The organism is Methylobacterium sp. CCH7-A2 (genome assembly GCF_001557075.1).
GTDB classification, from domain to species: Bacteria; Pseudomonadota; Alphaproteobacteria; order Rhizobiales; family Beijerinckiaceae; genus Allobosea; species Allobosea massiliensis.
The window spans coordinates 1-25,677 of sequence record NZ_LSKN01000279.1 but is presented as its reverse complement, the minus strand read 5'-3'; the positions used below and the strand labels follow the sequence as shown (position 1 = coordinate 25,677).

Below are 25,677 nucleotides of genomic sequence, written 5' to 3'. Positions count from 1 at the left end.
AAGGACGAGGTCGCGTTCGAGGATGATAGGGAGGAGACGTCCAAGGGCGGCGTGGAAGTCTGAGGCGTCGGCTGGGATGCGCCCTTGCGGGACGATGAGCGCCTCGATGCCTTGGCCCGACCCGTCAATTCCATCGCCTGCTCCTGCGGCAAACGGCGGCAGTCAGTCGTTGTGAATGGTCCCCGCCACGCACATTGTGATAGGCGTCAACCAATTATGCAAGCAATGGTTGTATTTGTCCGGCGTGCGCCGCCCGTTGCCTTCGCCGGCCCCGTCGCCTATCTAGCGGCCAGATTCCCGAAAGTCCGAAGCCCACGCCCGCAGCGGAGCCCGCACGCCCATGTCCCGCCAGTTCATCTACCATATGCGCGGCCTGTCGAAGACCTATCCGGGCGGCAAGCAGGTTCTCAAGGACATCCACCTCTCCTTCTATCCGGATGCCAAGATCGGCGTGCTCGGCGTCAACGGCGCGGGCAAGTCGACCCTGCTCAAGATCATGGCGGGCTATGACAAGGAGTGGACCGGCGAGGCCTGGGTCGCCGAGGGCGCGCGTGTCGGCTACCTGCCGCAGGAGCCGAAGCTCGACGAGGCGCTGACCGTGCGCGAGAACGTCATGCTCGGCGTCGCGCCGCAGAAGGCCGTGCTCGACCGCTACAACGAGCTGGCGATGAACTATTCCGACGAGACCGCCGACGAGATGACGGCGCTGCAGGACGAGATCGAGGCCAAGGGGCTGTGGGATCTCGACTCCAAGGTCGACCAGGCGATGGACGCGCTGCGCTGCCCGCCGGACGACTGGGCCGTTTCCAAGCTCTCGGGCGGCGAGCGCCGCCGCGTCGCGCTCTGCAAGCTGCTGCTGGAGCAGCCGGAATTGCTGCTGCTCGACGAGCCGACCAACCATCTCGACGCCGAGACGACTGCCTGGCTGGAAGGCCATCTGCGGACCTATCCGGGCGCGATCCTGATCGTGACCCACGATCGCTACTTCCTCGACAACGTCACGAGCTGGATCCTCGAGCTCGATCGTGGCCAGGGCATTCCCTATGAGGGCAACTACTCGGCCTGGTCTGTGCAGAAGCAGAAGCGCCTCGCCCAGGAGAACCGGGAGGACGCCTCGCGCCAGAAGATGCTCGAGCGCGAGCAGGAGTGGATCTCGGCCTCGCCCAAGGCCCGCCAGGCCAAGAGCAAGGCGCGCATCCAGCGCTATGACGAGCTCGTCCAGAAGGCCAACAACAAGGGCCCCGACACGGCGCAGATCATCATCCCGATCGCCGAGCGGCTGGGCAACAACGTCGTCGATTTCGAGAACATCTCGAAGGGCTTCCAGGACAAGTTGCTGATCGACGGGCTGACCTTCAAGCTGCCGCCGGGCGGAATCGTCGGCGTGATCGGCCCCAACGGCGCCGGCAAGACCACGCTGTTCCGGATGATCACTGGGCAGGACAAGCCGGATTCCGGCACGATCAAGATCGGCGAGAGCGTCACGCTCGGCTATGTCGACCAAAGCCGCGACTCGCTCGACGACAAGAAGAACGTCTGGGAGGAGATCTCGGGCGGCAACGACGTGATCTATCTCGGCAAGAAGGAAATCAATTCCCGCGCCTATTGCTCGGCCTTCAACTTCAAGGGCGGCGACCAGCAGAAGAAGGTCGGCTCGCTCTCGGGCGGCGAACGGAACCGCGTCCATCTGGCCAAGATGCTGAAGGCCGGCTCCAACGTCCTGCTGCTCGACGAGCCGACCAACGACCTCGACGTCGACACGCTGCGGGCGCTGGAAGAGGCGCTGGAGGATTACGCCGGCTGCGCCGTGATCATCAGCCACGATCGCTGGTTCCTCGACCGTATCGCGACCCATATCCTCGCTTTCGAGGGCGACAGCCATGTCGAGTGGTTCGAGGGCAACTTCGCCGATTACGAAGAAGACAAGAAGCGTCGCCTCGGCATCGACTCCACGATCCCCAAGCGCATCCAGTACAAGAAGTTCTCGCGCTGAGGCGCTCTTCACCAAGAAGCCCCGCGGCATCGAGCGTGCCGCGGGGCTTCTTCTGTTTCTGGGCAGCGCCAGCGCTGCCAAAGCCGAGCGCCTAGCGTGACAGCGCCGTCCGCAGGGCGGCGATCTGGTCGGTGAGGCTGCGGGCCTCCTCCGCCGTCAGCCCCGTGGCTTCCTGGACGCAGGGCGGCACGCTGCGGGCCTTGTCCAGCAGGGCCTTGCCGCTCGCCGTCAGCCGCAGGCGGACCTGGCGCTCGTCGGCCGGGTCGCGGCTGCGCGAGACGAGCCCCGCCGTCTCCATGCGCTTCAGCAGCGGCGTCAGCGTGTTGGATTCGAGGAAGAGCCGTTCGCCGATCTCGCCCACGGTGCGGTCGTCGCGCTCCCAGAGCGTCACCATGACGAGATATTGCGGGTAGGTCAGGCCGAGTTCGTCCAGCAGCGGCTTGTAGAGCCGGTTGAAGGCGTGGCTGGCGGAATAAAGTGCGAAACACAGGAAATCGTCGAGCTTCGGATCGGATGGCGGGGCGGGGGCGGTCATCAGCATCTCCTCGTCCGGCCTAAAATAATCGCACACGATCCAATCGCAAGGGATTGACAGCGACAGTGCTCGCTCTTATTCAATCGCTCACGATCTAATCGATAGCGACTGAAGATCGGCCGACGGTTCTCCGCCGGGCCACCTGAACCAGAAGGAGACGAGATCATGTCGAACGCCAACGAAACCGCCGCCAACGCTCCCGCCCGCCGCGACCTGCTGACCGGCATCGCCCTGGCTGCCGCCACGGCCACCGCCGCGTCGCTGCCGACCGGCGAAGCTGCCGCTCAGACGCGCCCTGCCGCGAAGGCGCCGGCCCGCCCGGCCAAGCCGGTCGTCGATGGCGACCATGTCATCACCCGCGAGGGCTTGCGCCTCTACTTCAAGGACTGGGGTCCCAAGGATGGTCCGGTGGTGACGCTGAGCCATGGCTGGCCGCTCTCCTCCGACAGCTGGGAGAACCAGGCCTTCTTCCTCGCCAGTAACGGTTTCCGCGTCATCAGCCATGACCGGCGCGGCCATGGCCGCTCCAGCCAGGTCTGGGACGGCAACGACATGGACCACTATGCCGACGATCTGGCGGAGGTGATCGAGGCCCTCGATCTGAAGAACGTGTCGGCCTTCGGCTTCTCGACCGGCGGCGGCGAAGTGGCGCGCTATGTCGGCCGCCACGGCACCAAGCGGCTCGCCAGGGTCGGCTTCATCGCCGCGGTGACGCCGATCATGCTGCGCACGCCCTCGAACCCGGACGGCGTGCCGCTGGAGGTCTTCGACGGCATCCGCAAGGGCTTCCTCGCCGACCGTGGCCAGCTCTTCCGCGACATCGCGTCGGGTCCCTTCTTCGGCTACAACCGCCCCGGCGCCAAGGCGAGCGCGGGTGCGATCGAGGCCTGGTATGCGCAGGGCATGCAGGCCGGCTTCAAGAACACCTATGACTCGATCAAGGCGTTCTCGGAGACCGATTTCGTCGCGGATCTGAAGAAGGTCAACCGGCCGACGCTGATCGTCCATGGCGACGACGACCAGATCGTCCCGATCGAGACGACCGCGCGCGCCGTCAAGCGCCTGCTGCCGAGCGCTACCCTGAAGGTCTATGAGGGCGCCCCGCACGGCCTCTCCGAGACCCACAAGGACCGTCTGAACCAGGACATGCTCGCCTTCCTGAAGGCCTGAGCCGCCCAGAGCCAATGATGGAAGCGGGGGCGCGGTGCGCCCCCGCAGCCGTTTTCGCGTTAATTGCCTCGCCCGCAGCGCCCGACATCGCCGCGCGGGTTCGAACCCAAGCTGCGGGCTTTACGTCTCCGGCGGTGGCGCCAGGGCTTGCTGCAATTCCCGCAGGAACAGCGCACTGGCCGGCGGGAGGGTCCGGCCGGCGCGGCGGATGACGGTGATCCGTCGGGCGAAGGCGGGAGAGCCGATGCGTCGGGAGCGCAAAGCAGGCACGGCTCTGACCTCCATCGCCGAGCCGGGCAGGATCGCCACACCGAGGCCGGCGCTCGCCAGCGCAGCGGCTGTGCTCATATAGGTCGCCTCAGCCGCCACCTCGATGCGCAGCCCCGCGGCCGAGAAGGCCTGATCAACGACCTGTCGTACGCTCGTGGCGCTGTCCATCAGGATCAGCGGGTGAGCGGCCAGATCCGCCAGCGACACCTCGCCCTCACGCTCCAGTGCGTGGCCTTGGGGAAAGACGGCGTGCATGTGGTCGGTCGTCGTCAGCAGCGCTTCGAGGTCCTGAAGGTCCAGGCTGCCGCCCGTGATGCCGAGATCGACCTCCTCGGCTTGCGTCGCGGCGTTCACCGTGGCGGCGATGGCGTCGCGGATCACGAAGAGAACGTCCGGATGGGCACGGCGGAAGCGCGCGATGATGTCCGGCAGGAGTCCCGAGGCAATCGACGGCAGCACGGCGAGCCGGACCACGCCTCGACTGAGACTGGCCTGGGCCCGGCTGTCGCTGACGATGCCGTCGAGTTCGCGAACGAGCCGTTCGAAGACCGGGAGGAGGTCCCGCCCCGCCCGCGTCAGCGCAACGCTGCGGGTGTTGCGGTCGAAGATGCGCAGCGCGAGTGCCTGTTCGAGCTTGCGGATCTGAACCGTCAGCGCCGGCTGCGAGAGGGCGAGCCGGTCGGCCGCGCGGGTGAAGCTTCCCGTGGCTGCGACCGCTAGGAAGGCCCGCATCTGGCGAATGTCGATATTCATACTGGAAGATAATCACTGCGATCCGATCAATTCAATTGTCCTATCGGATGGCCCATGGTCCCTTTCCCAGCATCAGGGAGCAGGGTGGTGCGGCAGGTTCGGCTGGGAGCGGGAGCAGGGTTTTCGGGCGACAGGATCGAGCCGGCCGTCGAGCTGGCCGAGCAGGGGAAGCTCGACTATCTCGTGTTCGAATGCCTGGCCGAGCGAACCATCGCCCTTGCCCAGCAGGCGCGCCGCCTCAATCCCGAAAGCGGCTTCGATCCACTGCTGACCACCCGGCTCGCGGCCGTACTGCCGGCCTGTCGTGCCGCCGGGACGCGCATCGTCACCAATATGGGCGCAGCGAACCCACTCGCCGCGGCTGCGGAGGCCCGCCGTGTGGCGCAGGAGCTGGGGCTCGGTCCGCTGGTCATCGCCGCCATCACGGGCGACGACGTGCTGGCCGCCCTCGACGGCGACAGCATGATCGAGGAGACCGGACAGCGCATATCCGATCTCGGCGACAGGCTGGTGTCGGCGAACGCCTATCTGGGTGCCGAGCCGATCGCCGAGGCGCTCTCGGGCGGAGCGGATCTCGTCATCACCGGACGTGCCGCCGACCCCTCGCTCTATGTCGGCCCGATCCTGCATGCTTTCGGCTGGGCCGCGGATGACTGGCACCGGCTCGGCCAGGCCACATTGGCTGGCCATCTGCTCGAATGCGCCGGACAGGTGACCGGCGGCTATTTCGCGGATCCCGGCTTCAAGGATGTGGCAGGACTGGCGCGGCTCGGCTTCCCGATCGGCGAGTTCGGCGAGGACGGATCGCTCGTCGTCACCAAGGTGGCCGGCAGCGGCGGAGTGGTGTCGCCGGCGACCTGCAAGGAGCAGATCCTCTACGAGGTGCATGACCCCGCGCGCTATCTGACGCCCGACGTCACCGCCGATTTCTCGCGCGTCCGCGTCGAGCCCATCGGGCCGGATCGGGTCGCCGTCAGCGGCGCGACCGGTCGTTCCCGGCCCGACGATCTCAAGGTCTCGCTCGGACTGATGGAAGGCTTCGTCGGCGAAGGGCAGATCGCCTATGCCGGGTCCGGTGCGGTGGCCCGCGCGGCGTTGGCGCGCGAGATCGTGCGCGAGCGCCTGTCCCGGACAGGCATCGCGCTGCAGGATCTGCGCTGTGATCTGATCGGCCTCGATGCGCTGCACGGCGAGGCGCTGTCCGGTGCCAGCGGCCGTGAGCCCTATGAGGTCCGCCTGCGGGTCGCCGCCCGCACGGCCGATGCCGCAACCGCCGCGCTGATCGGCGCCGAGATCGAAGCCCTCTACACCAACGGGCCCGCCGGGGGCGGCGGCGTCAGCCGGCAGGTGCGGGAGGTGCTCGGCATCCGCTCCGTGACGATCCCGCGGGCGAGCGTGAGCCCGGTGATCACCTGGCTGGAGGCGTGAGATGAAGCTTCGCGCCATCGCCCATTCGCGTTCCGGCGACAAGGGTGACGTCTCCAACCTCTCGCTGATCGCGTACGACCCGGCCGATTTCCCGCTACTCGTCCGCGAGGTCACGGCGGCGCGCGTCAAGGCGCATTTCGGCTCGCTCGTGGCGGGTGAGGTGGTTCGCTACGAGGTCGAGAGCCTCGGCGCGCTGAATTTCGTGATGCGCCAGGCGCTCGGCGGTGGTGTGACGCGCTCGCTCTGCCTCGACACCCACGGCAAGAGCCTGAGCTCCGCGCTGCTCGATCTCGAGATCGAGCCAGGCAAGGCGGCGGCCGAAAGCGGTCCCATCCAACAAGAACAGCATAAGGAGGAAAAGCCATGAAGACGATGATCACCGCGCTGGTTGCGGGGCTGGTGCTGGCGCTACCGGCCGGCGCGCAGGATTTCCCGAGCCGCAACATCAAGTTCGTCGTGCCCTTCGCCGCGGGCAGCGCGACCGACGCCGTCGCACGCATCCTCGGCGACCATGTCTCCAAGACATTGGGCAAGCCGGTGGTGGTGGAGAACCTGGCCGGCGCCAGCGGGGTCATCGCCGCCCAGAACGTCGCCCGTGCCGAGCCGGATGGCCATACCGTCCTGATCACCACCAATACCACGCATGGTGCCAATCAGAGCCTGCTGAAATCGGTGCCCTATGACGCGGTCGGCGGTTTCGAGGCGATCGGCAAGATCGGGACGATCACGCTGGCCCTGACCACCCACCCCTCCGTTCCGGCCAAGACCGTCGCTGAACTGGTTGCCCACGCAAAGGCCAATCCCGGCAAGCTGACCTTCGGCGCCGGGTCGAGCTCGTCGCGCATCGCCGGCGAGATGCTGAAGTCGCTGGCAGGTATCGACCTGACCTATGTGCCCTATCGCAGCAACCCGCAGGCGATCACCGATCTGCTCGGCGGCCAGATCAGCATCGTCTTTGCCGACATCTCGACGACGATGCCTCAGGTCCGCGCCGGCAAGGTCAATGGTCTGGCGGTCTCGACAGCCAGCCGCAGCGCCCTTGCGCCCGAACTGCCGACGATGGCCGAGGCCGGCGTCCCGGGCTACGATCTGGCGGCGTGGTTTGCCGCCTTTGCGCCGGCCAAGACGCCTGCACCTGTCGTGGAGGCGCTGCACAAGGCCATTGCCGCGGCGCTGGCCGACAAGGCGACCCAGGACCGGCTTCTCGCCGCCGGCATCGAGCCGGAGGGCAGCTCGCCCGAGGCGTTGAAAGCCTTCGTCGTGGCCGAGATCGCCAAATGGGCCGACATCGTCAAGAAGGCCGGCATCCAGCCCGAGTGAGGCGAGAGCGGCGGATCAGCCTGCCGCCGCCAGCCGCTGCATCGCGCCCTCGCGCCCGCCGACGAGGATTTTCTCATCGACCGCCTTGATGTCGCGCAGGCCGCAGAGCGCCATCGTGACGTCGAGTTCCTTGCGGATGATCTCGAGGCAGCGGGTGACGCCGGCCTCACCCATCGCGCCGAGGCCGTAGAGGAAGGCGCGGCCGATGAAGGTGCCGTGGGCGCCGAGCGCCAGCGCCTTGATCACGTCCTGGCCAGAGCGGATGCCGCCGTCGAACAGCACCTCGATGCGGTTGCCGACCTGGTCGACGATGGCCGGCAGCGCCTCGATCGAGGACAGCGCACCGTCGAGCTGGCGGCCGCCATGGTTGGAGACGATCAGCGCGTCGGCGCCGCTGCGGGCGGCGTTCTCGGCGTCCTCGGGGTCGAGGATGCCCTTGAGGATCAGCTTGCCGCCCCACTGATCCTTGATCCGCTTGACGTCGTCCCAGTCGAGGCGGGGATCGAACTGGTCGGCGGTCCAGGACGAGAGGGAGGACATGTCGGCGACGCCGGAGACATGGCCGACGATGTTGCCGAAGCTGCGCCGCGGCGTGTCGAGCATCTTCAGGCACCAGCGCGGCTTGGTGGCGAGGTTGATCAGGTTGGCGAGCGTCGGCTTCGGCGGGGCGGAGAGGCCGTTGCGGATGTCCTTGTGGCGCTGGCCGAGAATCTGCAGGTCGAGCGTTAGCACGAGCGCCGAGACGCCGGCCGCCTTGGCGCGCTGGATCAACCGCGCGCTGAAGTCGCGGTCCTTCATCACATAGAGCTGGAACCAGAACGGGTTGCCGACATGGTTCGCGATGTCCTCGATCGAGCAGATGCTCATGGTCGAGAGGGTGAAGGGCACGCCCGCCTTGGCGGCGGCCTTGGCGGCCAGGATCTCGCCATCGGGATGCTGCATCCCGGTCATGCCGGTCGGGGCGAGCGCGACCGGCATGGCGACGGTCTCGCCGATCATGGTCGATTCCAGCGTGCGGTTCGTCATGTCGACGGCGACGCGCTGGCGCAGCTTGATCTTGGCGAAATCGGTCTCGTTGGCGCGGTAGGTGCCCTCGGTCCAGGCGCCGGAATCGGCATAGTCGTAGAACATGCGCGGGACGCGGCGCTTCGCCAGCAGGCGCAGATCTTCGATCGTCAGGGGCTGGGCCATGGTGTCGAGCCTCGTCGCTTTCAGGTCACCCGCGGCGGTGACTCGCATGAGCGGCGGCGGGGCGCAAGGCCGCTGCCCTGCGGCGTTCAGGACACGCCCATGTAGCGGCCCGGCTTGTGGTTCATGCCCAGCACCGCGTTGAGGACGAGCGTGCCGATCAGCGAGATCGCCAGCCGGTCCGGCGGCAGGATGAAGGCCGCTCCGACGAAGATGGCGGCGTCGATGGCGAGTTGTACCCAGCCGGCGCGCCAGCCGCGTTTCTCCTGCAGATAGAGCGCGAGGATGTTGACCCCGCCGATGGCAGTGCGGTGGCGGGCGAGCGCGAGCAGGCCCAGCCCCATGATGCTGCCGCCCGCGAGCGCAGCATAGAGCGGCTGGATGCGGGCGATGTCGAGCCAGAGCGGCGTTGCCTGCACCAGCAGGGAGACGAGCCCGACTGCAACGAAGGTGCGCAGCGTGAACGGCAGGCCCATGCGGCGGAAGGCGAGCCAGTAGAACGGCAGGTTGATCGCCGAAAAGAGCAGGCCGAAATCGAGCCCCGTCGCATATTGCAGCAGCAGGGCGAAGCCGGCCGCGCCGCCGGTCATGATCGTCGCCTTGGCGAAGAGCGCGATGCCGATCGAGACCATCAGCGTGCCGAGCAGGATCGCCAGCGCATCCTCGTACAAGCGGTGGCGGTCGATCGACGAGGCAAGAGGGGCGGTGGTCTGCGACATGGGAATCGTCCGATTCAGGGCGCGTTCAGCCGGGCTCAGCGATGCAATGGGCGAGCCAGCGGCGCGACCGGCCGGGATGGTTGAGCCGGTCCGGGCATTCCTGTAGGGCGGCGGTCGACGCCCGTCACCTGTCTCGCCACCCGCCCGGCCCGGTCTCCTGTCGAAAGATGCGTTTCATGACCCTGCGGTTCGCCGCCACGCTCCTCGCTCTCGGCCTGCTCATGCCGGCTGCCGCCACCGTCGCCCCCGCCCAGACGGCAGCCGTTCCGGCCGCAAGGCCCGTCGCCTGGAAGACCGGGGCCGAGGCGAATGCGATCGAGCGGCGGATCGACGCGCTGCTGGGGAAGATGACGCTCGAGGAGAAGGTCGGCCAGCTGCATCTGTCGGGGCGCGGCGACGGCTTCGACATCGGCCAGGTCAAGGCCGGCCGCATGGGCGGGGTGATGAACTTCGTCGTGCCGGCCGAGGTTCTGGCGGTGCAGAAGGCGCTGCGCGAGAGTCGTCTCAAGATCCCGCTGATCATCGGGCTCGATGCCGTCCACGGCTTCTCCACCTATTTCCCGCTGCCGCTCGGCCAAGCCTCGACCTGGAACCCGGCGCTGATCGAGGAGGCCGCCTACTGGACCGGGCGCGAGGCGTCGGCTGCCGGCATCAACTGGACCTTCGCGCCGATGGTCGACATGTCGCGCGATCCGCGCTGGGGCCGCGTGCTCGAGGGTGCGGGCGAGGACGTACATCTGGCGTCCGTCGTCGCGGCGGCGCGCACGCGCGGCTATCAGCGTGGTGGCGTCGCGACTTCGGTGAAGCATTTCGTCGGCTACGGCGCGGGGGAGGCCGGGCGCGACTACAATTCGACCTGGATCCCGACCAGCCAGCTCTTCGACTTGCATCTGCCGCCCTTCAAGGCGTCCTTCGATGCGGGCTCGATGACCGCCATGGCGGCCTTCAATGCGCTGAACGGGATCCCGGCGACAGCAAACAGGGCCATGCTGACCGATCTGCTGCGCGGGCAATGGGGTTTCCGCGGCTTCGTAACCTCCGATTTCGGCTCGATCACCGAGCTGCGCCTGCATGGCATCGCCAGGGATGACGCGGAGGCCGCGCGCAAGGCGCTGCTCGCCGGCATCGACATGGACATGATGGGCGACGTCTACCACAAGCACCTCGCCGCCGAGGTGAAGGCTGGGCGTGTCCCCGTGAAAGCGCTGGACGAGGCCGTTCGGCGGGTGCTGCGGGTCAAGTTCCATCTCGGGCTGTTCGACAGACCCGATGTCGACCCCGCTGCCGCGCCGTCGTTGATGCAGACGGAAGGCGCCCGCCAGGTGGCGCTGCAGGCGGCCCGGGAAGGCGCGATGCTGCTGAAGAATGCCGGCGGGGTCCTGCCGATCGGTGCGTCGGTGAAGTCTGTCGCCGTGATCGGCGCGATGGCGCGGCCCGAGGACGAGCGCGTCTGGACCGACCCCGCGGGGCTCGGCCGCCGCGTCGTGCAGGGGCTGCCCGAGGCGCTGAAGGAGCGCCTGCCGGCCGATGTCGCCGTGACCTATGAACCGGCCTTCACCAAGGCCTGCGGCACGGAGTTCGCCGATAAGGAGGCCGCCATCCGCGCCGCCGCCGCGAGCGACCTGATCGTCGCGATGCTGGGCGAGGACTGCGAGTTCATGGGGGAGGGCGCCTCGCGCACGAAGCTCGATCTGCCCGGTGTCCAGCAGCCCCTGCTCGAGGCGCTGGTCGCGACGGGCAAGCCGGTCGTGCTGGTGCTGGCGACCGGGCGCCCGCTCGTCCTGACCTGGGCCGATGCCCATGTCGCCGCCATCCTGCAGACCTTCCATGGCGGCACGGAAGGCCGCACCGCCATCGCCGACATCCTCACCGGCAAGATCAACCCGTCGGGGCGGGTGCCCATGAGCTTCCCGCGCTCGGTCGGGCAGATTCCGGTCTATTACGACCATCTGCCGACGGGGCGGCCGCAGAAGATCCGCCAGCGCTATGAATCGATCTTCATGGACGAGGCCAACGAGCCGCTCTACCCCTTCGGCCACGGGCTCTCCTACACCACCTTCACCTATGCGAATGCCCGCGTGTCGCGGCCGTCCATGGCGCTGGACGGCAGCGTCGAGGTGTCGGTCGACGTCACCAATGCCGGCAGCCGCGAGGGGCAGGAGGTGGTGCAGCTCTACATCCGCCAGCCGGTCGCCAGCCGCTCGCGACCGGTTAGGGAACTGAAGGCGTTCGACAAGCCGATGCTGCGGCCGGGCGAGACCCGCACAATGCGCTTTCGCCTCGAGGCGCGACATCTCGGCGCACATGATGATGCCGGTCGCTACGTCGTGGAGCCGGGCCTGATCGAGATATATCTAGGCGGGTCGTCGCAAACCTCTGTGATGACGCAGGTGACGCTGACCAAGTCTTGAACGGCGAGGCTTTATTTGCCGACGCTTTGCTCTCGACAACACTGACGTTTCGGACAATCCTTGCCGCGTGGCTGTCGGGGCAGTGCATCCGGCAGTCGTAACGACGCTTTGGCTTCAAGGGATGCGGCGATGGCGACCGGGACCGTCAAGTGGTTCAATACAGAAAAAGGCTTCGGCTTCATTCAGCCTTCGGATGGCGGCAAGGATGTGTTCGTCCACATCACTGCCGTTAAGGAAGCAGGCATGATGACACTGACCGAGGGGCAGAAAGTCTCGTTCGAACTGAAAACCGAACGGGGCAAGACCGCGGCGGGCTCGCTGCAGTTGCTGTGACCCGCGGCCGCGGTTGACAGCGTCGTCGGCGGACAGCATGCCGCCGATGTGAAAAACACGCCCGTCATCGGCCGCGTCGCCAGCGTTCTCGTCGCGGCGGGAGATGCCTCGTCGCGACACCCCTTTGTGACCTTGGCGGTCACGGCCCTCATGCTCGACCATGCGGGCATTGTCGGCGATCTCCATTCCGGCGCGGTGCGGCGATCGGGGCCGCGCGAGGCCTGGCTGCCGCGCGGGCTGCTTCTGCGGAACGATCGCCAGCTCTCGGCGCTCTGCCCTGATGAACTGGCCGTGATCGCGACCGCGCTCGATCTTCCGGCTTTGCCGCCCGGCTGGCTTGGCGGCAATCTGCTGATCGAGGGGCTGCCGGCCTTTTCGCATATCGCGCCGGGCAGCCGGCTCGCTATCGGCGGAAGCTGGGTTGGGCGAGGGCGATTCGACGGCAGCGCGGTCCTGCGGGTGGAAGCCTATAATCCGCCCTGTCGGCGTGCGGGTGCCGCGGTCGCGGCTGCGAGCGGGCGCCCCGAACTCCTGTTCCGCTTCGTCAAGGCGGCTGCCGGTCTGCGCGGGCTGGTACTGAGCGTCGACCTGGCCGGCCCGATCGCAGTGGGTGATGCGGTGGTGGTGATCCCGCCGGTCACGACAGGTTAGCGGGCGAAGCGCCGGGCGCCGGCGACGCAGGCCGCGACGGCCGCGCACGCCATCAGCATCGGCCAGGTCACCGTCTCGCCGATCAGCAATCCGGCCAGAGCGAGGCCGAAGAAGGGCTGCAGCAACTGCAACTGCCCGACGGCCGCGATGCCGCCCTGGGCGAGGCCGCGATACCAGAAGACGAAGCCGATCAGCATGCTGAAGAGCGAGACATAGGCGAGGCCGAGCCAGGCGGGCGTGCTTGTCGCCGCCATGCTGGCGGGGCGCAGCGCCAACGCGGCGCTCGCCGTGACGGGCAGTGCCAGCAGCAGCGCCCAGGAGATGACCTGCCAGCCGCCGAGCCGCCGCGACAGTGTCGCGCCCTCGGCGTAGCCCCAGCCGCAGACCACGATCGCGGCGAGCATCAACAGGTCGCCGGTCGGGGCGGCGGCGAAGCCCTGGCTCAGGGCGAAGCCGACGACGAGAGCGCTGCCGAGGCCCGAGAGCAGCCAGAACGCCGGACGCGGGCGTTCGCCGCCGCGCAGCACGCCGAACAGCGCGGTGGCGAGCGGCAGGAGGCCAATGAAGACGATCGAATGCGCCGCCGTGACGTGCCGCAGCGCCAGCGCCGTCAGCAGCGGGAAGCCGATGACGACGCAGAGCGAGACCACCACCAAAGGCAGGATGTCGGATCGCGAGGGCCGCTTCTCGCGGAAGAGGAGCAGCAGGGCCAGTCCGAGCAGGCCTGCGATGGCGGCGCGGGCGAGCGTCAGGAACACCGGGTCGAAATCCGCCACCGCGACCCGCGTCGCTGGCAGCGAGCCCGCGAAGATGATCACCCCCAGCAGGCCGTTCACCAGACCACTCGTCCTGTCTTCGACCATGCGCAGTTCCTCCATCGCTGTGGGAGGGGTCATTGCTGCGGACCAAGCACATCGCCCAGAGACAGGTCCGGACAATTGAGGCAAACTGTACTGATGACAGAGTCGGAACAGCCGGTGGCTGACAGGAGCGAACTGCGGCGTCCTGAAACTCGCGTCGGTGCCGTCATGGGCGCCATCCGCGAGCGCATCACGGGGCGGAGATTGGCGCCGGGCGCGCGGCTTCCCTCGATCCGCGCCTTCGCCACCGCGATGGCAGTGTCGAAATCCACGGTGGTCGAGGCCTATGACCGGCTGGCGGCGGAGGGCGCGATCGAGGCGCGGCGGGGCTCCGGCTTCTTCGTCGCCGGCCCGCCGCAGCCCTTCTCGCCCGCCGATCTCGGGCCGCGGCTGGAGCGCGCGGTCGATCCCTTCTGGGTGTCGCGGCAGACGCTGGATGCCGGCGACACGGTCCTGAAGCCGGGCTGTGGCTGGCTACCGGCGGAGTGGCTGCCGCAGGAGAGCCTGCGTCGTTCGCTGCGGGCGCTCTCGCGAGCCCCGGCCGAGACGCTGGCCGATTACGGCACGCCGTTGGGGCTGGCGCCGCTGCGACTGTGGCTGTCGCGCCGGCTGGCGGGGCATGGCATCGAAGCCGCGCCGGACCAGATCCTGCTCACCGAATCCGGTACGCAGGCGCTCGATCTCGTCTGCAGCCTCCTCGTCGAGCCCGGCGACACGGTGCTCGTCGACGATCCCTGCTACTTCAACTTCCATGCCCTGCTGAGGGCGCATCGCGTGCGGATGGTGGGCGTGCCCTTCGGGCCGAACGGTCCCGATCTCGCCGCCTTCGAGCAGGTTCTGTCCGAGCACCGGCCGCGGCTCTACGTCACCAATTCGGGTCTGCACAATCCGACCGGGGCGAGCCTGTCGCCAGTTGTCGCGCACCGGTTGCTTAAGCTGTCCGAACCCTTCGGCCTGACCATCGTCGAGGACGACATCTTCGCCGATTTCGAGCTGGAGCCGGCGCCGCGTCTCGCCGCCTTCGACGGGCTGGAGCGCGTCGTCCAGATCGGCAGCTTCTCCAAGTCGCTCTCGGCCTCGGTGCGCTGCGGCTACATCGCCGCTCGGCGCGACTGGATCGAGGGGCTGATCGACCTGAAGATCGCGGGCTCCTTCGGGACGGGGCGGCTGGCGGCCGAGCTCGTGCTCGGCGTGCTGAAGGATGGCGGCTATCGCCGGCATATGGACGGGCTCCGCACGCGGCTCGCGCGGGCGATGGGCGAGACGGCGGCCAGGCTCCATGCCATCGGCATCGAGCCCTGGATCGAGCCGCGCGGCGGCATGTTCCTGTGGTGCCGGCTGCCGGAAGGGCTGGATTCCGCCGTCATCGCGCAGCGCTTGCTGGCGCAGGACATCGTGCTGGCGCCCGGGAACGTCTACAGCCTGTCGCAGAGTGCCAGCCGCTTCATGCGCTTCAACGTCGCCCAGTCGGGCGATCCGCGGCTGTTCGCAGCGCTGGGGCGTGTGGTTAAGGACCGTTAACCGGCCGGCCAGCCTGGGGCGGTTCCAACCGAGAAAGCTGTTGCGCCCGCCGGCGAAGCGACATAAACATATCTTTATATGTTTTTGGTTGATGCGGAGCCTGCCTTGCGCCTACCGACCACCCTGCCGTCCGACGTCCTGCTGGCTGCGCTGCGCGCGGCGGGCGAAGAGACGCGGCTGCGCATCCTGGCGCTGCTGTCGGAGGGCGAATTGTCGGTCTCGGACCTCACCGACATCCTCGGCCAATCGCAGCCGCGCATCTCGCGCCATCTCAAGCTCCTGGCGGAGGCGGGGCTGGTGCGTCGCTCGCGCGAGGGCGCCTGGGCCTTTTTCCGCCTGGACGAAACTGGAGCGGGCGGGGCCTTCGCCGCTTCTCTCGCCACCTGGCTCGACCGCTCCGACCCGGTCCTGACGGCCGATCGCGAGCGGCTCGCCGCGGTGCGGGGCACCCGGGCGGAGGCGGCGCAGGCCTATTTCGCCAGCGTGGCGCGCGACTGGGACCGGCTGCGCTCGCTGCATGTGCCCGACGAGGCGGTGGAGGCCGCCGTCGAGGCTGCCGTCGGCAAGGGCTCGCCTGGCAGCCTGCTCGATCTCGGCACCGGCACGGGCCGGATGCTCCAGCGCATCGCGCCGAAATTCGGCCGCGCCGTCGGCGTCGACGCCAACCACGCCATGCTGGCGGTGGCCCGCGCCAATCTCGAGGCCGCCGGTCTGGCCCGCGTCGAGCTGCGCCAGGGCGACATCTATGCGCTGCCTTTTCCGCGCGGCAGCTTCGACCTCGTGGTGATCCACCAGGTTCTGCACTTCCTCGACGATCCCGGCCGCGCCGTGCGCGAAGCGGCGGCGATGCTGGCCCCTGGCGGGCGGCTGATCGTCGTCGATTTCGCCCCGCACGAGATGGAGTTCCTGCGAACCGAGCACGCGCATCGCCGCCTCGGCTTCTCGCGGGCGCAGATTGCCGGCTGGTTCGCCGAGAGCGGGCTCGCCTGCGATCTCTCCGAGGAAATCACGCTCGCCGGCGGCGGCTCCGGCCAGTTGCCGGTCATGCTCTGGCGGGGTTGCGACCGGCGCGTCCAGTCCGATCCGATGCCGCGACGCACCAATCTCGAGGTGGCCTGATGAACGCTTTCCGACCCAGCCGGCACGGCACCCGCCGCCCGAAGATCTCCTTCGAGTTCTTCCCGCCCAAGACGCCGGAGATGGAGGTTTCGCTCTGGGAGAGCGTGCGCCGGCTGGAGCCGCTCGCGCCCTCCTTCGTTTCGGTGACCTATGGCGCCGGCGGTTCGACGCGCGAGCGCACCCACGCCACCGTCAAGCGCATGGTCGAGGAGACGGCGCTGAAGCCGGCGGCGCATCTCACCTGCGTTTCAGCCTCGCGTGACGAGGTTGATGAGGTCATCCGCGGCTATTGGGAGGCGGGCGTCCGCCATGTCGTGGCGCTGCGCGGCGATCCGGCGGGCGGGCTCGGCACGGTCTACGAGCCGCATCCGCAGGGCTATCACCAGACCTCGGATCTGGTGGCGGGGCTAAAGCGCATCGGCGATTTCGAGGTCACGGTCTCGGCCTATCCGGAGAAGCATCCGGAGGCCGCGTCGCTGGACGCCGATATCGACGCGCTGAAGAAGAAGGTCGATGCGGGAGCGACGCGCGCCATCACGCAGTTCTTCTTCGATAACGACGTCTATTTCCGCTATCTCGACAAGGTCCGCGCCGCCGGGATCGACATTCCGATCCTGCCCGGCATCGTGCCCGTGCAGAACTTCAAGCAGACCGCCAATTTCGCCCGCAAGACGGGCGCGAGCGTGCCGCAATGGTTGGCCGATCGCTTCGAGGGGCTCGAGGACGATGCCGCGACGCGCCGTCTCGTCGCGGCGGCGGTCTGCGCCGAGCAGGTGCTCGACCTGATCGACCGCGGCGTCGGGGACCTGCACTTCTACACGATGAACAAAGCCGATCTGGTCTATGCCATCTGCCATCTGGTCGGGGTGAAGCCGGAGCGTGGCGAACCGCAGGCGGCTGCGGCGGAGTGATCTCAACACGACCTCGTCCTTAGAGGCGCTTGCCCGGCGCTCCCAAGGACGAGGGCTGCCGGATCGAGCGAGTCGATCCGGCTTCGATGAAGGCGTGACAATGTCAGATTTCCAGCCCACCCCCGTCGACGGTGCCGAGATCGAGCGCGCGCTGCGCCAATCCGCGTCCGAGCGCATCCTCGTCCTCGACGGCGCGATGGGGACGCAGATCCAGAACCAGAAGTTCTCCGAAGCGGATTTCCGGGGCGAGCGCTTCAAGGGCTGGAACCACGACCTCAAGGGCAACAACGACCTGCTGGTGCTGACCCAGCCGGACGCGATCCGTGACATCCACCTGGCTTACTTCCAGGCCGGCGCCGACATCGTCGAGACCAACACCTTCTCCTCGACCCAGATCGCCCAGGCCGATTACGGCATGGAGGCGCTGGCCTATGAGCTCAACGTGGTGTCGGCGAAGCTTGCCCGCGAGGCGGCTGCCATCGCCCAGAAGGCGGATGGGCGGCGCCGCTATGTCGCCGGCGCGATCGGCCCGACCAACCGCACGCTGTCGATCTCGCCGGACGTCAACAATCCGGGCTTCCGGGCTGTGACCTTCGACCAGGTGCGCGACTCCTATGCCGAGCAGGTGCGCGGGCTGATCGACGGCGGGTCCGAGATCATCCTCGTCGAGACGATCTTCGACACGCTCAATGCCAAGGCGGCGATCGTCGCGATCGAGAACGTCTATCGCGAGCGCGGCATCCGCTTGCCGGTGATGATCTCCGGAACGATCACCGATCTCTCGGGGCGCACCCTGTCCGGCCAAACGACGGAGGCCTTCTGGAACGCGGTGCGCCATGCCGCGCCGCTGACGATCGGCCTCAACTGCGCGCTCGGCGCGCGCGAGATGCGCGCCCATATCAAGGACCTGTCGCGCGTCGCCGACACGCTGATCTGCGCCTATCCCAATGCCGGCCTACCCAATGAATTCGGGATGTATGACGAAAGCCCCGAGGCGACGGCCGCGATGCTGGCCGAGTTTGCCGATGCGGGCCTCGTCAATGTCGTCGGCGGCTGCTGCGGCACGACGCCGGGGCATATCGCGGCGATCGCGCAGGCGGTGGCCGGCAAGGCGCCGCGCCAGGTGCCGGAGATCAAGCGTTATCTGCGGCTGGCCGGGCTCGAGCCCTTCACGCTCGACGAGACGATCCCCTTCGTCAATGTCGGCGAGCGCACCAACGTCACCGGCTCGGCCAAGTTCCGCAAGCTGATCACCAATGGCGACTATGCCGCGGCGCTCGACGTGGCGCGCGACCAGGTCGCCAACGGCGCACAGGTGATCGACGTCAACATGGACGAGGGCCTGCTCGATTCCGAGAAGGCGATGACCGAGTTCCTGAACCTGATCGCCTCGGAGCCGGACATCAGCCGCGTTCCGATCATGGTCGATTCCTCCAAGTTTCCGATCATCGAGGCCGGCCTGAAGACGATCCAGGGCAAGCCGATCGTCAACTCGATCTCGATGAAGGAGGGCGAGGAGGCCTTCCTCGAGCAGGCGCGCATCTGCCGCAACTACGGGGCGGCCGTGGTGGTGATGGCCTTCGACGAGAAGGGGCAGGCCGACACCTATGAGCGCAAGATCGAGATCTGCACGCGCGCCTACAAGCTCCTGACCGAGCAGATCGGGTTCCCGCCCGAGGACATCATCTTCGACCCCAACGTTTTCGCCGTGGCGACGGGCATCGAGGAGCACGACAACTACGGCAACGACTTTATTCAAGCGACTAAGACGATCCGCGAGACCCTGCCGCACGCCCATATCTCGGGCGGCGTCTCGAACCTGTCCTTCTCGTTCCGCGGCAACGAGAAGGTCCGCGAGGCGATGCACTCGGTCTTCCTCTACCACGCCATCAAGGTCGGCATGGATATGGGCATCGTCAATGCGGGCCAGCTCGGCTCCTATGACGATCTCGACCCCGAGCTGCGCGAACTCTGCGAGGATGTCGTCCTCAACCGGCGCAAGGATGCGACCGAGCGGCTGCTCGACGCGGCGCCGCGCTTCAAGGGCGACGGCTCGGTGTCGTTTTCCGGCAAGGACATGGCCTGGCGCGAGGGGCCGGTCGAGAAGCGGCTTGAATATGCGCTGGTCAACGGCATCACCGCCTTCATCGATGTCGATGTGGAGGAGGCGCGCCAGCAGGCCGAGAAGCCGCTGCATGTGATCGAAGGGCCGCTGATGGCCGGCATGAACGTCGTCGGCGACCTGTTCGGCGCGGGCAAGATGTTCCTGCCGCAGGTGGTGAAGTCGGCCCGCGTGATGAAGCAGGCGGTGGCCTACCTCATGCCCTTCATGGAAGAGGAGAAGCGCCTGAACGGCGGCTCCGAACGCTCGGCCGCCGGCAAGGTGCTGATGGCGACGGTCAAGGGCGATGTCCACGACATCGGCAAGAACATCGTCGGCGTCGTGCTCCAGTGCAACAATTACGAGGTCATCGACCTCGGCGTGATGGTGCCGACGCAGAAGATCCTGGACGTGGCGCGCAAGGAGAAGGTCGACATCATCGGCCTGTCGGGGCTGATCACGCCCTCGCTCGACGAGATGGTGACGGTCGCCTCCGAGATGGAGCGCGAGGGCTTCGACATTCCGCTGCTGATCGGCGGGGCGACGACGAGCCGTGTCCACACGGCGGTGAAGATCCACCCGGCCTATGAGAAGGGGCAGGCGGTCTACGTCACCGACGCGTCGCGCGCCGTCGGCGTGGTCTCCAGCTTGCTCTCGCAGGACCAGAAGCCGGCCTATGTCGAGGGCATCCGCGAGGAATATGCCAAGGTCTCGGCGGCGCATCGCCGCTCGGAGGCCGATAAGCAGCGCCTGCCGCTGGCCAAGGCCCGCGCCAACGCCTTCAAGCCCGACTGGAGCGCCTATCAGCCGCCGAAGCCCAGCTTCCTCGGGACGCGGACCTTCCGCACCTATGATCTCGCCGACCTCGTGCCGCTGATCGACTGGACCCCCTTCTTCCAGACCTGGGAGATGAAGGGGCGCTTCCCGGCGATCCTCGAGGACGAGACGCAGGGGCGAGCGGCACGCGCCCTCTGGGACGATGCCCAGGCCATGCTGAAGCGCATCGTCGAGGAGCGCTGGTTCAACCCGAAGGCGGTGATCGGCTTCTGGCCCGCCAATGCGGTCGGCGACGACATCGCGCTCTACACCGGCGAAAGCCGCACCGAGCGTCTGGCGACGCTGCACGGCCTGCGCCAGCAGCTCTCCAAGCGCGACGGCAAGCCGAACATGTGCATCGCGGATTTCGTCGCGCCGGAAGGTGTCGACCGGCCCGACTATATCGGCGGCTTCGTCGTCACGGCCGGGGCGGAGGAAGAGCGCATCTCGGAGAAGTTCGCGCGCGACAATGACGATTACCGCTCGATCATGGTCAAGGCGTTGGCGGATCGTTTCGCGGAAGCCTTCGCCGAGCGGATGCACCAGCTCGTGCGGCGCGACTACTGGGGTTACGCCCCCGACGAGGCGCTCTCCAACGAGGATCTGATCCGCGAAGAATATCGCGGCATCCGACCGGCACCCGGCTATCCCGCCCAGCCCGACCATACCGAGAAGGCGACGCTGTTCGAGCTGCTCAAGGCGGAATCCCGCGTCGGCGTGAAGCTGACCGAGAGCTTCGCGATGTGGCCGGGCTCCTCCGTGTCGGGGCTCTACCTCGCGCATCCGGAGGCCTATTACTTCGGCGTTGCCAAGGTCGAGCGCGACCAGGTCGAGGACTATGCCGCCCGCAAGGGTATGCCGATCCATGAGGTCGAGCGCTGGCTGGCGCCGATCCTCAACTATGAGCCCGCGAGCTATCGGCTCGAGGCGGCGGAGTAGGGCAGGCGGCCTCCGTCTTTTCTACATTCCGCTCTTGTGGATTGGCGGCGGGGCGGCGTATAGCCCCGCAGGGCCGATCGGCCCGAAACCGGATGCGGAAGAACGACCATGGCTGACGACGACTACGTCTATGACGAGGTGACGGGCGAGTGGCGCCCCGCCTCTGAGATGGCCGCAGCGGCCGCAACCGACAGCGTGGTCGTGCGCGATTCCGCCGGCAATGTGCTCGCCGACGGCGATTCCGTCGTGCTGATCAAGGATCTCAAGGTCAAGGGCGCCGGGCAGACGCTGAAGCAGGGCACGGTGATCCGCTCGATCCGCCTCACCGATGATCCCGAGGAGATCGACTGCCGGCACGAGACGATCCGCGGGCTCGTGCTGCGAACCGAGTTCGTCCGCAAACGCTGATGACCGCAGCCTCGCCCGTGATCCGCAAGGCGACCCTAGCCGATCAGCCGCGCATCCATGCGATCCGCATGGGCGTGCGCGAGAACGTGCTGTCGGACCCCTCGCGCGTGACCGATGCAGAAGTCGCCTGGTACCGCGATCACGCGATCTTCCTGGTGTCGGAGGCCGATGGCGAGATCGCCGGCTTTACCTGCGCCAATCCCCAGACGGGGCTGATCTGGGGGCTGTTCGTCGATCCGGACCATGAGGGGCAGGGACATGGCCGGGCGCTGCTTGACGCGGCCCTCGCGGGTCTGGTGGCGGCCGGGATCGTTCAGGCCCATCTCACCACCGGTGCCGGCACGAGGGCGGAGCGCTTCTATCGCCGCCATGGCTGGCGGGAAACCGGCCGCTCGCTCGACGGCAACATCGTCTTCATCAAGCCGCTGGGTTGAGCCTCGGCCGGCATTGCACCGGCGCCATTCCGAGCCTGCGCGGAGGCAATCGTTTGACCGTTGCGGACGTCGCCGCGCCGCAACATCTTGGAGCCACCTTACAGATTGATCCTCAGGAGGCTCTCATGACCCAGATCGCTATCGTGTTCCATTCCGGCTATGGCCATACCGCCAAGGTCGCCGAGCATGTCGCCAAGGGTGCGCGCGGCACGGGCGCGACCGTCGAATTGCTGGCGATCGATGCGGACGGAAATCTGCCCGAGGCCGCCTGGGCCACGCTCAAGGCCGCCGACGGCATCGTCTTCGGTTCGCCGACCTATATGGGCAGCGTCTCCTGGCAGTTCAAAAAATTCGCCGACGCCTCCAGCAAGCCTTGGTACACGATGGACTGGAAGGGCAAGATCGCGGCCGGTTTCACCAATTCCGCGACGCTGAACGGCGACAAGGGCTCGACTATCGCCTATCTCGCGCTGCTCGCCGCCCAGCACAAGATGCTCTGGACCGGCACGGGGATGCATCCGTCCAACGCCAAGTCGAGCACCCGCGACGATCTCAACAATCTCGGCGGCTATCAGGGCCTGCTCGTGACCTCGCCCTCCGATGCGGGCGTCGACGAGATGATCCCGGGCGACCTGAAGACGGCGGAAGCCTTCGGCGCCAATGTCGCCGACGTGGTCAAGAGCGTCAAAGGCTGAGCCCCGCCGCTTGGATCGGCGCGGTCGCAGGCGGCCGCGCGATCATGCCGTCGAAGACCCGCACGACATTGCCGCCGGCCGCCCGCGCGACATAAAGCGCGGAATCGGCCTCGGCAAAGAGCCGCTTCGGATCGTTGCTATGAGAGGGTTTCAGCAAGGCGGCGCCGATCGACAGTTGCAGTTCGATCGCGCCGCTGCCGCGCGGCACCGGGCGAGCCAGCAGCCGGTGCGCGTTGGCCAGAGTTGCCTCCATCGCCTTGGCGGTGCCGCCGCGAAGCAGCAGGGCGAATTCGGCCCCGCCGATGCGCGCGACCAGGATCGCATCCGGAAACAGGCGTGCCAGACGTTCGCCGACGCAGCGCAGGCAGTCGACCGCACCGGCATGGTCATGGCGCTCGCGCAGCCCCTCGACATCGTCGATCGCGACCACGGCGAGAGCGAAGCCATGGGACTCGTTCGCATGACGGCTGAGTTCGCGCGTGGCCTCCTCGAAGGCGCGCCGGTTCGTCAGGCCGGTCAGCGGATCTTTGGATGAGACAGTCACGAGCCCGTCCCACATCTTCTTCTCGGCGGTGACGTCCTGCTTGGAGCCGAAGATCCGGATCGGGCGACCCTGGTCGTAGCTGACGCCGAGGCGCAGGCGCATCCAGCGGCTGCGGCCGCCCGAGCGAAGCTGGCAGTCCAGCACGAAACCCTTCCCGCTGCGGATGGCGGCAGCCCGGTGCCGCTCCATCTCACTGCGGCTTTGGCTTTGATAGACGTCGAGCGCCATCGAGCGATGGAGGGTCTGCCCGCGCCGAATCTCGAAGAGGTCGTAAACGCCGTCCGTCCAGCTCACGGTCTCCGTGGCGAGGTCGCAGGACCACGCACCACCGGGCCCTGACAGAGCCTGGCTGTAGAGGCTTGCGGCGCCGAGAGCGCCCGGGGGCGTCGAGGTCTCGAGCATCAGATCCGGTTTGCGACGGGCTTGGACATGCCCGAAACACTAGCCCAGCCGTGTTAAACGACCCTTTCAGAGATGCGCGAAAGCGCGCCGGTCACTCCCGGCGCAGCGCCTCAATGGGATCGAGCCGCGCGGCCTGTCGGGCGGGATAGAAGCCGAAAAACACGCCGATCAGGCCCGAGACGCCGACGGCGATGGCGATCGTTTCGAGCGAGACGACAGAGGGCCAGCCGGCAATTCGCGCAATCGTGAGCGCCGAGCCGATGCCGAGCGCGATGCCGACCGCCCCGCCGATGGTGGCGAGCGTCGTCGCCTCGATCAGGAACTGCGCCAGCACGTCGCGCTGGCGCGCGCCCACCGCGAGCCTAAGGCCGATCTCGCGCGTCCGCTCCGTGACCGAGACGAGCATGATGTTCATGATGCCGATGCCGCCGACGAGCAGCGAGACGCCGGCCACCGCCGCCAGCAGCCAGGACAGTGTATTGGCGGCCTGGGTGGCGGTGTTGGCGATCTCGGTCAGGTTGCGGACGATAAAGTCGTCTTCCTGGTCCGCCATCAGCCTGTGGCGCTGGCGCAGCAGCGCGCTTGTCTGTTCGATGCCGGGCGCGATCGCCTCCTCGCTGGCGAATTTGACCATGATGGTCTGGACCGAGCGGTCGCGGGCGTAGTTGCGGCCGACGATGCGGCGCCGGCCGGTGTCGAGCGGCACGAAGATGACGTCGTCCTGGTCCTGGCCCAGCGCCGACTGGCCCTTGGGCGCCATCACGCCGATGACCTTGAAGGGTACATTGCGGATGCGGAACTGCTGTTCGAGCGGGTTCTGCTCGCCGAAGAGATTGCGCGCCACTGTCTGGCCGATGATGGCGACGATCTCGCCACGGCGCAGTTCCTCCGGCTCGAACAGGCGGCCTTCGCCGACCTCCCATTCGCGCGCGGTGAAGAAATCGAGATCGGTTGCGGTGATCTGGGTCGACCAGTTGGCGCCGCCGAACACGGCCTGCGCGCGTGTGACGATGACCGGGGCGGCGGCCAGCACACCGTCGACCTCCCGGGCGATGGCGGTCGCGTCCTCGTCGGTCAGGGTCGAGGAGGCGCCGGCGCCGAGCCGGGCGCCGCCCTGCGTGACGTTGCCGGACTGGACGATGGCGAGATTGGCGCCCAGCGACTTGATCTGAGAGGTCACTCGCTCTCGGGCGCCCGAGCCGATCGCGACCATGGCGATGACGGCGGCGACGCCGATGATGATGCCGAGCATCGTCAGGGCCGAGCGCAGCGCATTGGCGCCGATGGCCGAGAGCGCGGAGCGGATGGCCTCGAGGATGCTCACGGGACGGGCTCCGGCGCGGGATCGGGCTCCGCCGCTGCACGGGAGTCGATGGACGCCAGCGCCGTGCGGGCGTCGGCCGCCTCCTGCCGCTGGTCGCTGAGGAGCCGGCCGTCGCGGAAGCGGATGACGCGGCGGGCGTGGCGCGCGACCTCGGCGTCATGGGTGACGAGGACGACGGTGACGCCCTCGCGATTGAGATCCTGGAAGAGCGCGAGGATCTCCAGCGCGGTGCGGCTGTCGAGCGCGCCCGTCGGCTCGTCGGCCAGCAGCAGGCGAGGCTCGTTGACCAGCGCACGGGCGATGGCGACGCGCTGCTGCTGCCCGCCTGAAAGCTGCATCGGCCGGTGATGGGCGCGTTCGGCCAGCCCGACCCGGCCGAGAGCGGCGAGCGCGCGCTGGCGCCGCGTCTTGCGGTCGGCCCCGGCATAGACCATCGGCAGCTCGACATTGGCGCAGGCGTCGACGCGCGGCAGCAGGTTGAACTGCTGAAAGACGAAGCCGAGCTTGCGGTTGCGCAGTTCTGCAAGGCCATCACTGCCGAGCGTTTCGACCGCGACGCCGTCGAGCCGGTAATGTCCGCCGGTCGGCCGGTCGAGGCAGCCGATCAGGTTCATGAAGGTGGATTTGCCCGAGCCGGACGGGCCCATCACCGCCACGAGGTCGCCGGCCTCGATGTCGAGCGAGACCCGGTCAAGCGCGGTCACCCGGCCGGAATCGAGGTCGTAGACGCGGGAGAGCGCGCGGGCTTCGATCAGCGACATGGCTGCGCCGCGAGGGTGGAGGGCGCGCCCATCAGAACAGACGCGGCGCAGCCATGTCGCTGATCGAAGCC

General features: G+C 67.8%; 23 protein-coding genes. 15 read left to right on the top strand and 8 right to left on the bottom strand.

Going from position 1 to position 25,677, the window contains the following annotated elements; translation table 11 throughout:
• Positions 1–340: 340 nt before the first annotated feature.
• On the top strand, positions 341–1,993 hold the full coding sequence (ettA, locus tag AX750_RS20310; protein ID WP_066722127.1) for an energy-dependent translational throttle protein EttA: 1,653 nt from the start codon (positions 341–343) through the stop codon (positions 1,991–1,993).
• 91 nt (positions 1,994–2,084) lie between these two features.
• Here ettA and AX750_RS20305 read toward each other — a convergent pair whose 3' ends face one another.
• Complete coding sequence (locus AX750_RS20305) at positions 2,085–2,528, bottom strand: MarR family transcriptional regulator (protein ID WP_082735190.1); 444 nt, start codon at positions 2,526–2,528, stop codon at positions 2,085–2,087.
• Between the two features lie 165 nt (positions 2,529–2,693).
• Between AX750_RS20305 and AX750_RS20300 the strand changes: the two genes are divergently transcribed.
• A complete protein-coding gene (locus AX750_RS20300; RefSeq protein WP_066722131.1) occupies positions 2,694–3,698 on the top strand; it encodes an alpha/beta hydrolase in 1,005 nt (334 codons plus the stop codon).
• A gap of 120 nt (positions 3,699–3,818) precedes the next feature.
• On the opposite strand, the gene AX750_RS20295 is transcribed toward AX750_RS20300, so the two are convergent.
• Positions 3,819–4,721, bottom strand: coding sequence for a LysR family transcriptional regulator (locus tag AX750_RS20295; protein ID WP_066722133.1), 903 nt, complete (start codon positions 4,719–4,721; stop codon positions 3,819–3,821).
• An 87-nt stretch (positions 4,722–4,808) separates the two neighbouring features.
• On the opposite strand from AX750_RS20295, the gene AX750_RS20290 reads away from it, so the two are divergent.
• Genes AX750_RS20290 through AX750_RS20280 form a run of 3 tightly spaced genes read left to right on the top strand, consistent with a single transcriptional unit; the run spans position 4,809 to position 7,469 of the window.
• Positions 4,809–6,149, top strand: coding sequence for an acyclic terpene utilization AtuA family protein (locus tag AX750_RS20290; RefSeq protein ID WP_066722135.1), 1,341 nt, complete (start codon positions 4,809–4,811; stop codon positions 6,147–6,149).
• Position 6,150: 1 nt separating this feature from the next.
• On the top strand, positions 6,151–6,516 hold the full coding sequence (locus tag AX750_RS20285; RefSeq protein ID WP_066722137.1) for a hypothetical protein: 366 nt from the start codon (positions 6,151–6,153) through the stop codon (positions 6,514–6,516).
• Complete coding sequence (locus AX750_RS20280; RefSeq protein ID WP_066722138.1) at positions 6,513–7,469, top strand: tripartite tricarboxylate transporter substrate-binding protein; 957 nt, start codon at positions 6,513–6,515, stop codon at positions 7,467–7,469. Before AX750_RS20285 ends, AX750_RS20280 begins: the two co-directional genes overlap by 4 nt.
• Positions 7,470–7,484: 15 nt before the next feature.
• Here AX750_RS20280 and AX750_RS20275 read toward each other — a convergent pair whose 3' ends face one another.
• Both AX750_RS20275 and AX750_RS20270 read right to left on the bottom strand, forming a co-directional pair.
• A complete protein-coding gene (locus AX750_RS20275; protein WP_066722142.1) occupies positions 7,485–8,660 on the bottom strand; it encodes an alpha-hydroxy acid oxidase in 1,176 nt (391 codons plus the stop codon).
• Between the two features lie 86 nt (positions 8,661–8,746).
• Entirely contained in the window at positions 8,747–9,376 is a 630-nt protein-coding gene (locus AX750_RS20270; RefSeq protein ID WP_066722144.1) for a YitT family protein, read from the bottom strand.
• Between the two features lie 176 nt (positions 9,377–9,552).
• Here AX750_RS20270 and AX750_RS20265 point away from each other — a divergent pair, with 176 nt between their 5' ends.
• The 3 genes from AX750_RS20265 to AX750_RS20255 all read left to right on the top strand — a co-directional run bounded on the left by AX750_RS20265 (position 9,553) and on the right by AX750_RS20255 (position 12,771).
• Positions 9,553–11,787 carry a glycoside hydrolase family 3 N-terminal domain-containing protein gene (locus AX750_RS20265; RefSeq protein ID WP_197426651.1) on the top strand — a complete coding sequence of 745 codons (2,235 nt, stop codon included), beginning with the start codon at positions 9,553–9,555 and terminating at the stop codon, positions 11,785–11,787.
• A 129-nt stretch (positions 11,788–11,916) separates the two neighbouring features.
• Positions 11,917–12,120 (top strand): cold-shock protein, encoded by a 204-nt coding sequence (locus AX750_RS20260; protein ID WP_066722147.1) that lies wholly within the window; start codon positions 11,917–11,919, stop codon positions 12,118–12,120.
• A gap of 48 nt (positions 12,121–12,168) precedes the next feature.
• On the top strand, positions 12,169–12,771 hold the full coding sequence (locus tag AX750_RS20255; protein ID WP_066722149.1) for an MOSC domain-containing protein: 603 nt from the start codon (positions 12,169–12,171) through the stop codon (positions 12,769–12,771).
• Here the strand turns inward: AX750_RS20255 and AX750_RS20250 are convergent.
• Positions 12,768–13,634, bottom strand: a complete 867-nt coding sequence (locus AX750_RS20250) for a DMT family transporter (RefSeq protein WP_066722257.1) — start codon at positions 13,632–13,634, stop codon at positions 12,768–12,770. The two genes, AX750_RS20255 and AX750_RS20250, sit on opposite strands and share 4 nt — an antisense overlap.
• A gap of 165 nt (positions 13,635–13,799) precedes the next feature.
• On the opposite strand from AX750_RS20250, the gene AX750_RS20245 reads away from it, so the two are divergent.
• From AX750_RS20245 to AX750_RS20215, 7 genes are all read left to right on the top strand, one after another.
• Positions 13,800–15,152 carry a PLP-dependent aminotransferase family protein gene (locus AX750_RS20245; protein WP_082737558.1) on the top strand — a complete coding sequence of 451 codons (1,353 nt, stop codon included), beginning with the start codon at positions 13,800–13,802 and terminating at the stop codon, positions 15,150–15,152.
• Positions 15,153–15,257: 105 nt separating this feature from the next.
• Positions 15,258–16,271, top strand: a complete 1,014-nt coding sequence (locus AX750_RS20240) for a metalloregulator ArsR/SmtB family transcription factor (RefSeq protein ID WP_245282478.1) — start codon at positions 15,258–15,260, stop codon at positions 16,269–16,271.
• A complete protein-coding gene (metF, locus tag AX750_RS20235; RefSeq protein ID WP_156446579.1) occupies positions 16,271–17,182 on the top strand; it encodes a methylenetetrahydrofolate reductase [NAD(P)H] in 912 nt (303 codons plus the stop codon). Before AX750_RS20240 ends, metF begins: the two co-directional genes overlap by 1 nt.
• Positions 17,183–17,282: 100 nt before the next feature.
• Positions 17,283–21,038 carry a methionine synthase gene (gene metH, locus AX750_RS20230; RefSeq protein ID WP_066722155.1) on the top strand — a complete coding sequence of 1,252 codons (3,756 nt, stop codon included), beginning with the start codon at positions 17,283–17,285 and terminating at the stop codon, positions 21,036–21,038.
• A gap of 108 nt (positions 21,039–21,146) precedes the next feature.
• A complete protein-coding gene (locus AX750_RS20225) occupies positions 21,147–21,446 on the top strand; it encodes an alkylphosphonate utilization protein (RefSeq protein WP_066722157.1) in 300 nt (99 codons plus the stop codon).
• Positions 21,446–21,880 (top strand): GNAT family N-acetyltransferase, encoded by a 435-nt coding sequence (locus tag AX750_RS20220; RefSeq protein ID WP_082735475.1) that lies wholly within the window; start codon positions 21,446–21,448, stop codon positions 21,878–21,880. The genes AX750_RS20225 and AX750_RS20220 overlap by 1 nt, the downstream gene beginning before the upstream one ends.
• A gap of 125 nt (positions 21,881–22,005) precedes the next feature.
• Positions 22,006–22,575, top strand: a complete 570-nt coding sequence (locus AX750_RS20215; protein ID WP_066722163.1) for a flavodoxin family protein — start codon at positions 22,006–22,008, stop codon at positions 22,573–22,575.
• On the opposite strand, the gene AX750_RS20210 is transcribed toward AX750_RS20215, so the two are convergent.
• The 3 genes from AX750_RS20210 to AX750_RS20200 all read right to left on the bottom strand — a co-directional run bounded on the left by AX750_RS20210 (position 22,565) and on the right by AX750_RS20200 (position 25,606).
• On the bottom strand, positions 22,565–23,521 hold the full coding sequence (locus AX750_RS20210; protein ID WP_066722165.1) for a diguanylate cyclase: 957 nt from the start codon (positions 23,519–23,521) through the stop codon (positions 22,565–22,567). The two genes, AX750_RS20215 and AX750_RS20210, sit on opposite strands and share 11 nt — an antisense overlap.
• A gap of 91 nt (positions 23,522–23,612) precedes the next feature.
• Positions 23,613–24,845: an ABC transporter permease gene (locus AX750_RS20205; RefSeq protein ID WP_066722167.1), complete on the bottom strand. Its 1,233-nt coding sequence runs from the start codon at positions 24,843–24,845 to the stop codon at positions 23,613–23,615.
• Entirely contained in the window at positions 24,842–25,606 is a 765-nt protein-coding gene (locus AX750_RS20200) for an ABC transporter ATP-binding protein (RefSeq protein ID WP_066722169.1), read from the bottom strand. The genes AX750_RS20205 and AX750_RS20200 overlap by 4 nt, the downstream gene beginning before the upstream one ends.
• Positions 25,607–25,677 lie beyond the last annotated feature (71 nt).

What these genes read in the sequence shown, in the direction of transcription:
- AX750_RS20250 (WP_066722257.1), bottom strand. Translation starts at nt 13,634, where the DNA reads ATGGTCGAAGACAGGACGAGTGGTCTGGTGAACGGCCTGCTGGGGGTG.
- AX750_RS20280 (WP_066722138.1), top strand. Translation starts at nt 6,513, where the DNA reads ATGAAGACGATGATCACCGCGCTGGTTGCGGGGCTGGTGCTGGCGCTA.
- AX750_RS20210 (WP_066722165.1), bottom strand. Translation starts at nt 23,521, where the DNA reads ATGCTCGAGACCTCGACGCCCCCGGGCGCTCTCGGCGCCGCAAGCCTC.
- AX750_RS20270 (WP_066722144.1), bottom strand. Translation starts at nt 9,376, where the DNA reads ATGTCGCAGACCACCGCCCCTCTTGCCTCGTCGATCGACCGCCACCGC.
- AX750_RS20200 (WP_066722169.1), bottom strand. Translation starts at nt 25,606, where the DNA reads ATGTCGCTGATCGAAGCCCGCGCGCTCTCCCGCGTCTACGACCTCGAT.
- ettA (WP_066722127.1), top strand. Translation starts at nt 341, where the DNA reads ATGTCCCGCCAGTTCATCTACCATATGCGCGGCCTGTCGAAGACCTAT.
- AX750_RS20295 (WP_066722133.1), bottom strand. Translation starts at nt 4,721, where the DNA reads ATGAATATCGACATTCGCCAGATGCGGGCCTTCCTAGCGGTCGCAGCC.
- AX750_RS20305 (WP_082735190.1), bottom strand. Translation starts at nt 2,528, where the DNA reads ATGACCGCCCCCGCCCCGCCATCCGATCCGAAGCTCGACGATTTCCTG.
- AX750_RS20300 (WP_066722131.1), top strand. Translation starts at nt 2,694, where the DNA reads ATGTCGAACGCCAACGAAACCGCCGCCAACGCTCCCGCCCGCCGCGAC.
- AX750_RS20260 (WP_066722147.1), top strand. Translation starts at nt 11,917, where the DNA reads ATGGCGACCGGGACCGTCAAGTGGTTCAATACAGAAAAAGGCTTCGGC.
- AX750_RS20275 (WP_066722142.1), bottom strand. Translation starts at nt 8,660, where the DNA reads ATGGCCCAGCCCCTGACGATCGAAGATCTGCGCCTGCTGGCGAAGCGC.
- AX750_RS20225 (WP_066722157.1), top strand. Translation starts at nt 21,147, where the DNA reads ATGGCTGACGACGACTACGTCTATGACGAGGTGACGGGCGAGTGGCGC.
- AX750_RS20245 (WP_082737558.1), top strand. Translation starts at nt 13,800, where the DNA reads ATGGGCGCCATCCGCGAGCGCATCACGGGGCGGAGATTGGCGCCGGGC.
- AX750_RS20220 (WP_082735475.1), top strand. Translation starts at nt 21,446, where the DNA reads ATGACCGCAGCCTCGCCCGTGATCCGCAAGGCGACCCTAGCCGATCAG.
- AX750_RS20265 (WP_197426651.1), top strand. Translation starts at nt 9,553, where the DNA reads ATGACCCTGCGGTTCGCCGCCACGCTCCTCGCTCTCGGCCTGCTCATG.
- metF (WP_156446579.1), top strand. Translation starts at nt 16,271, where the DNA reads ATGAACGCTTTCCGACCCAGCCGGCACGGCACCCGCCGCCCGAAGATC.
- AX750_RS20285 (WP_066722137.1), top strand. Translation starts at nt 6,151, where the DNA reads ATGAAGCTTCGCGCCATCGCCCATTCGCGTTCCGGCGACAAGGGTGAC.
- AX750_RS20215 (WP_066722163.1), top strand. Translation starts at nt 22,006, where the DNA reads ATGACCCAGATCGCTATCGTGTTCCATTCCGGCTATGGCCATACCGCC.
- metH (WP_066722155.1), top strand. Translation starts at nt 17,283, where the DNA reads ATGTCAGATTTCCAGCCCACCCCCGTCGACGGTGCCGAGATCGAGCGC.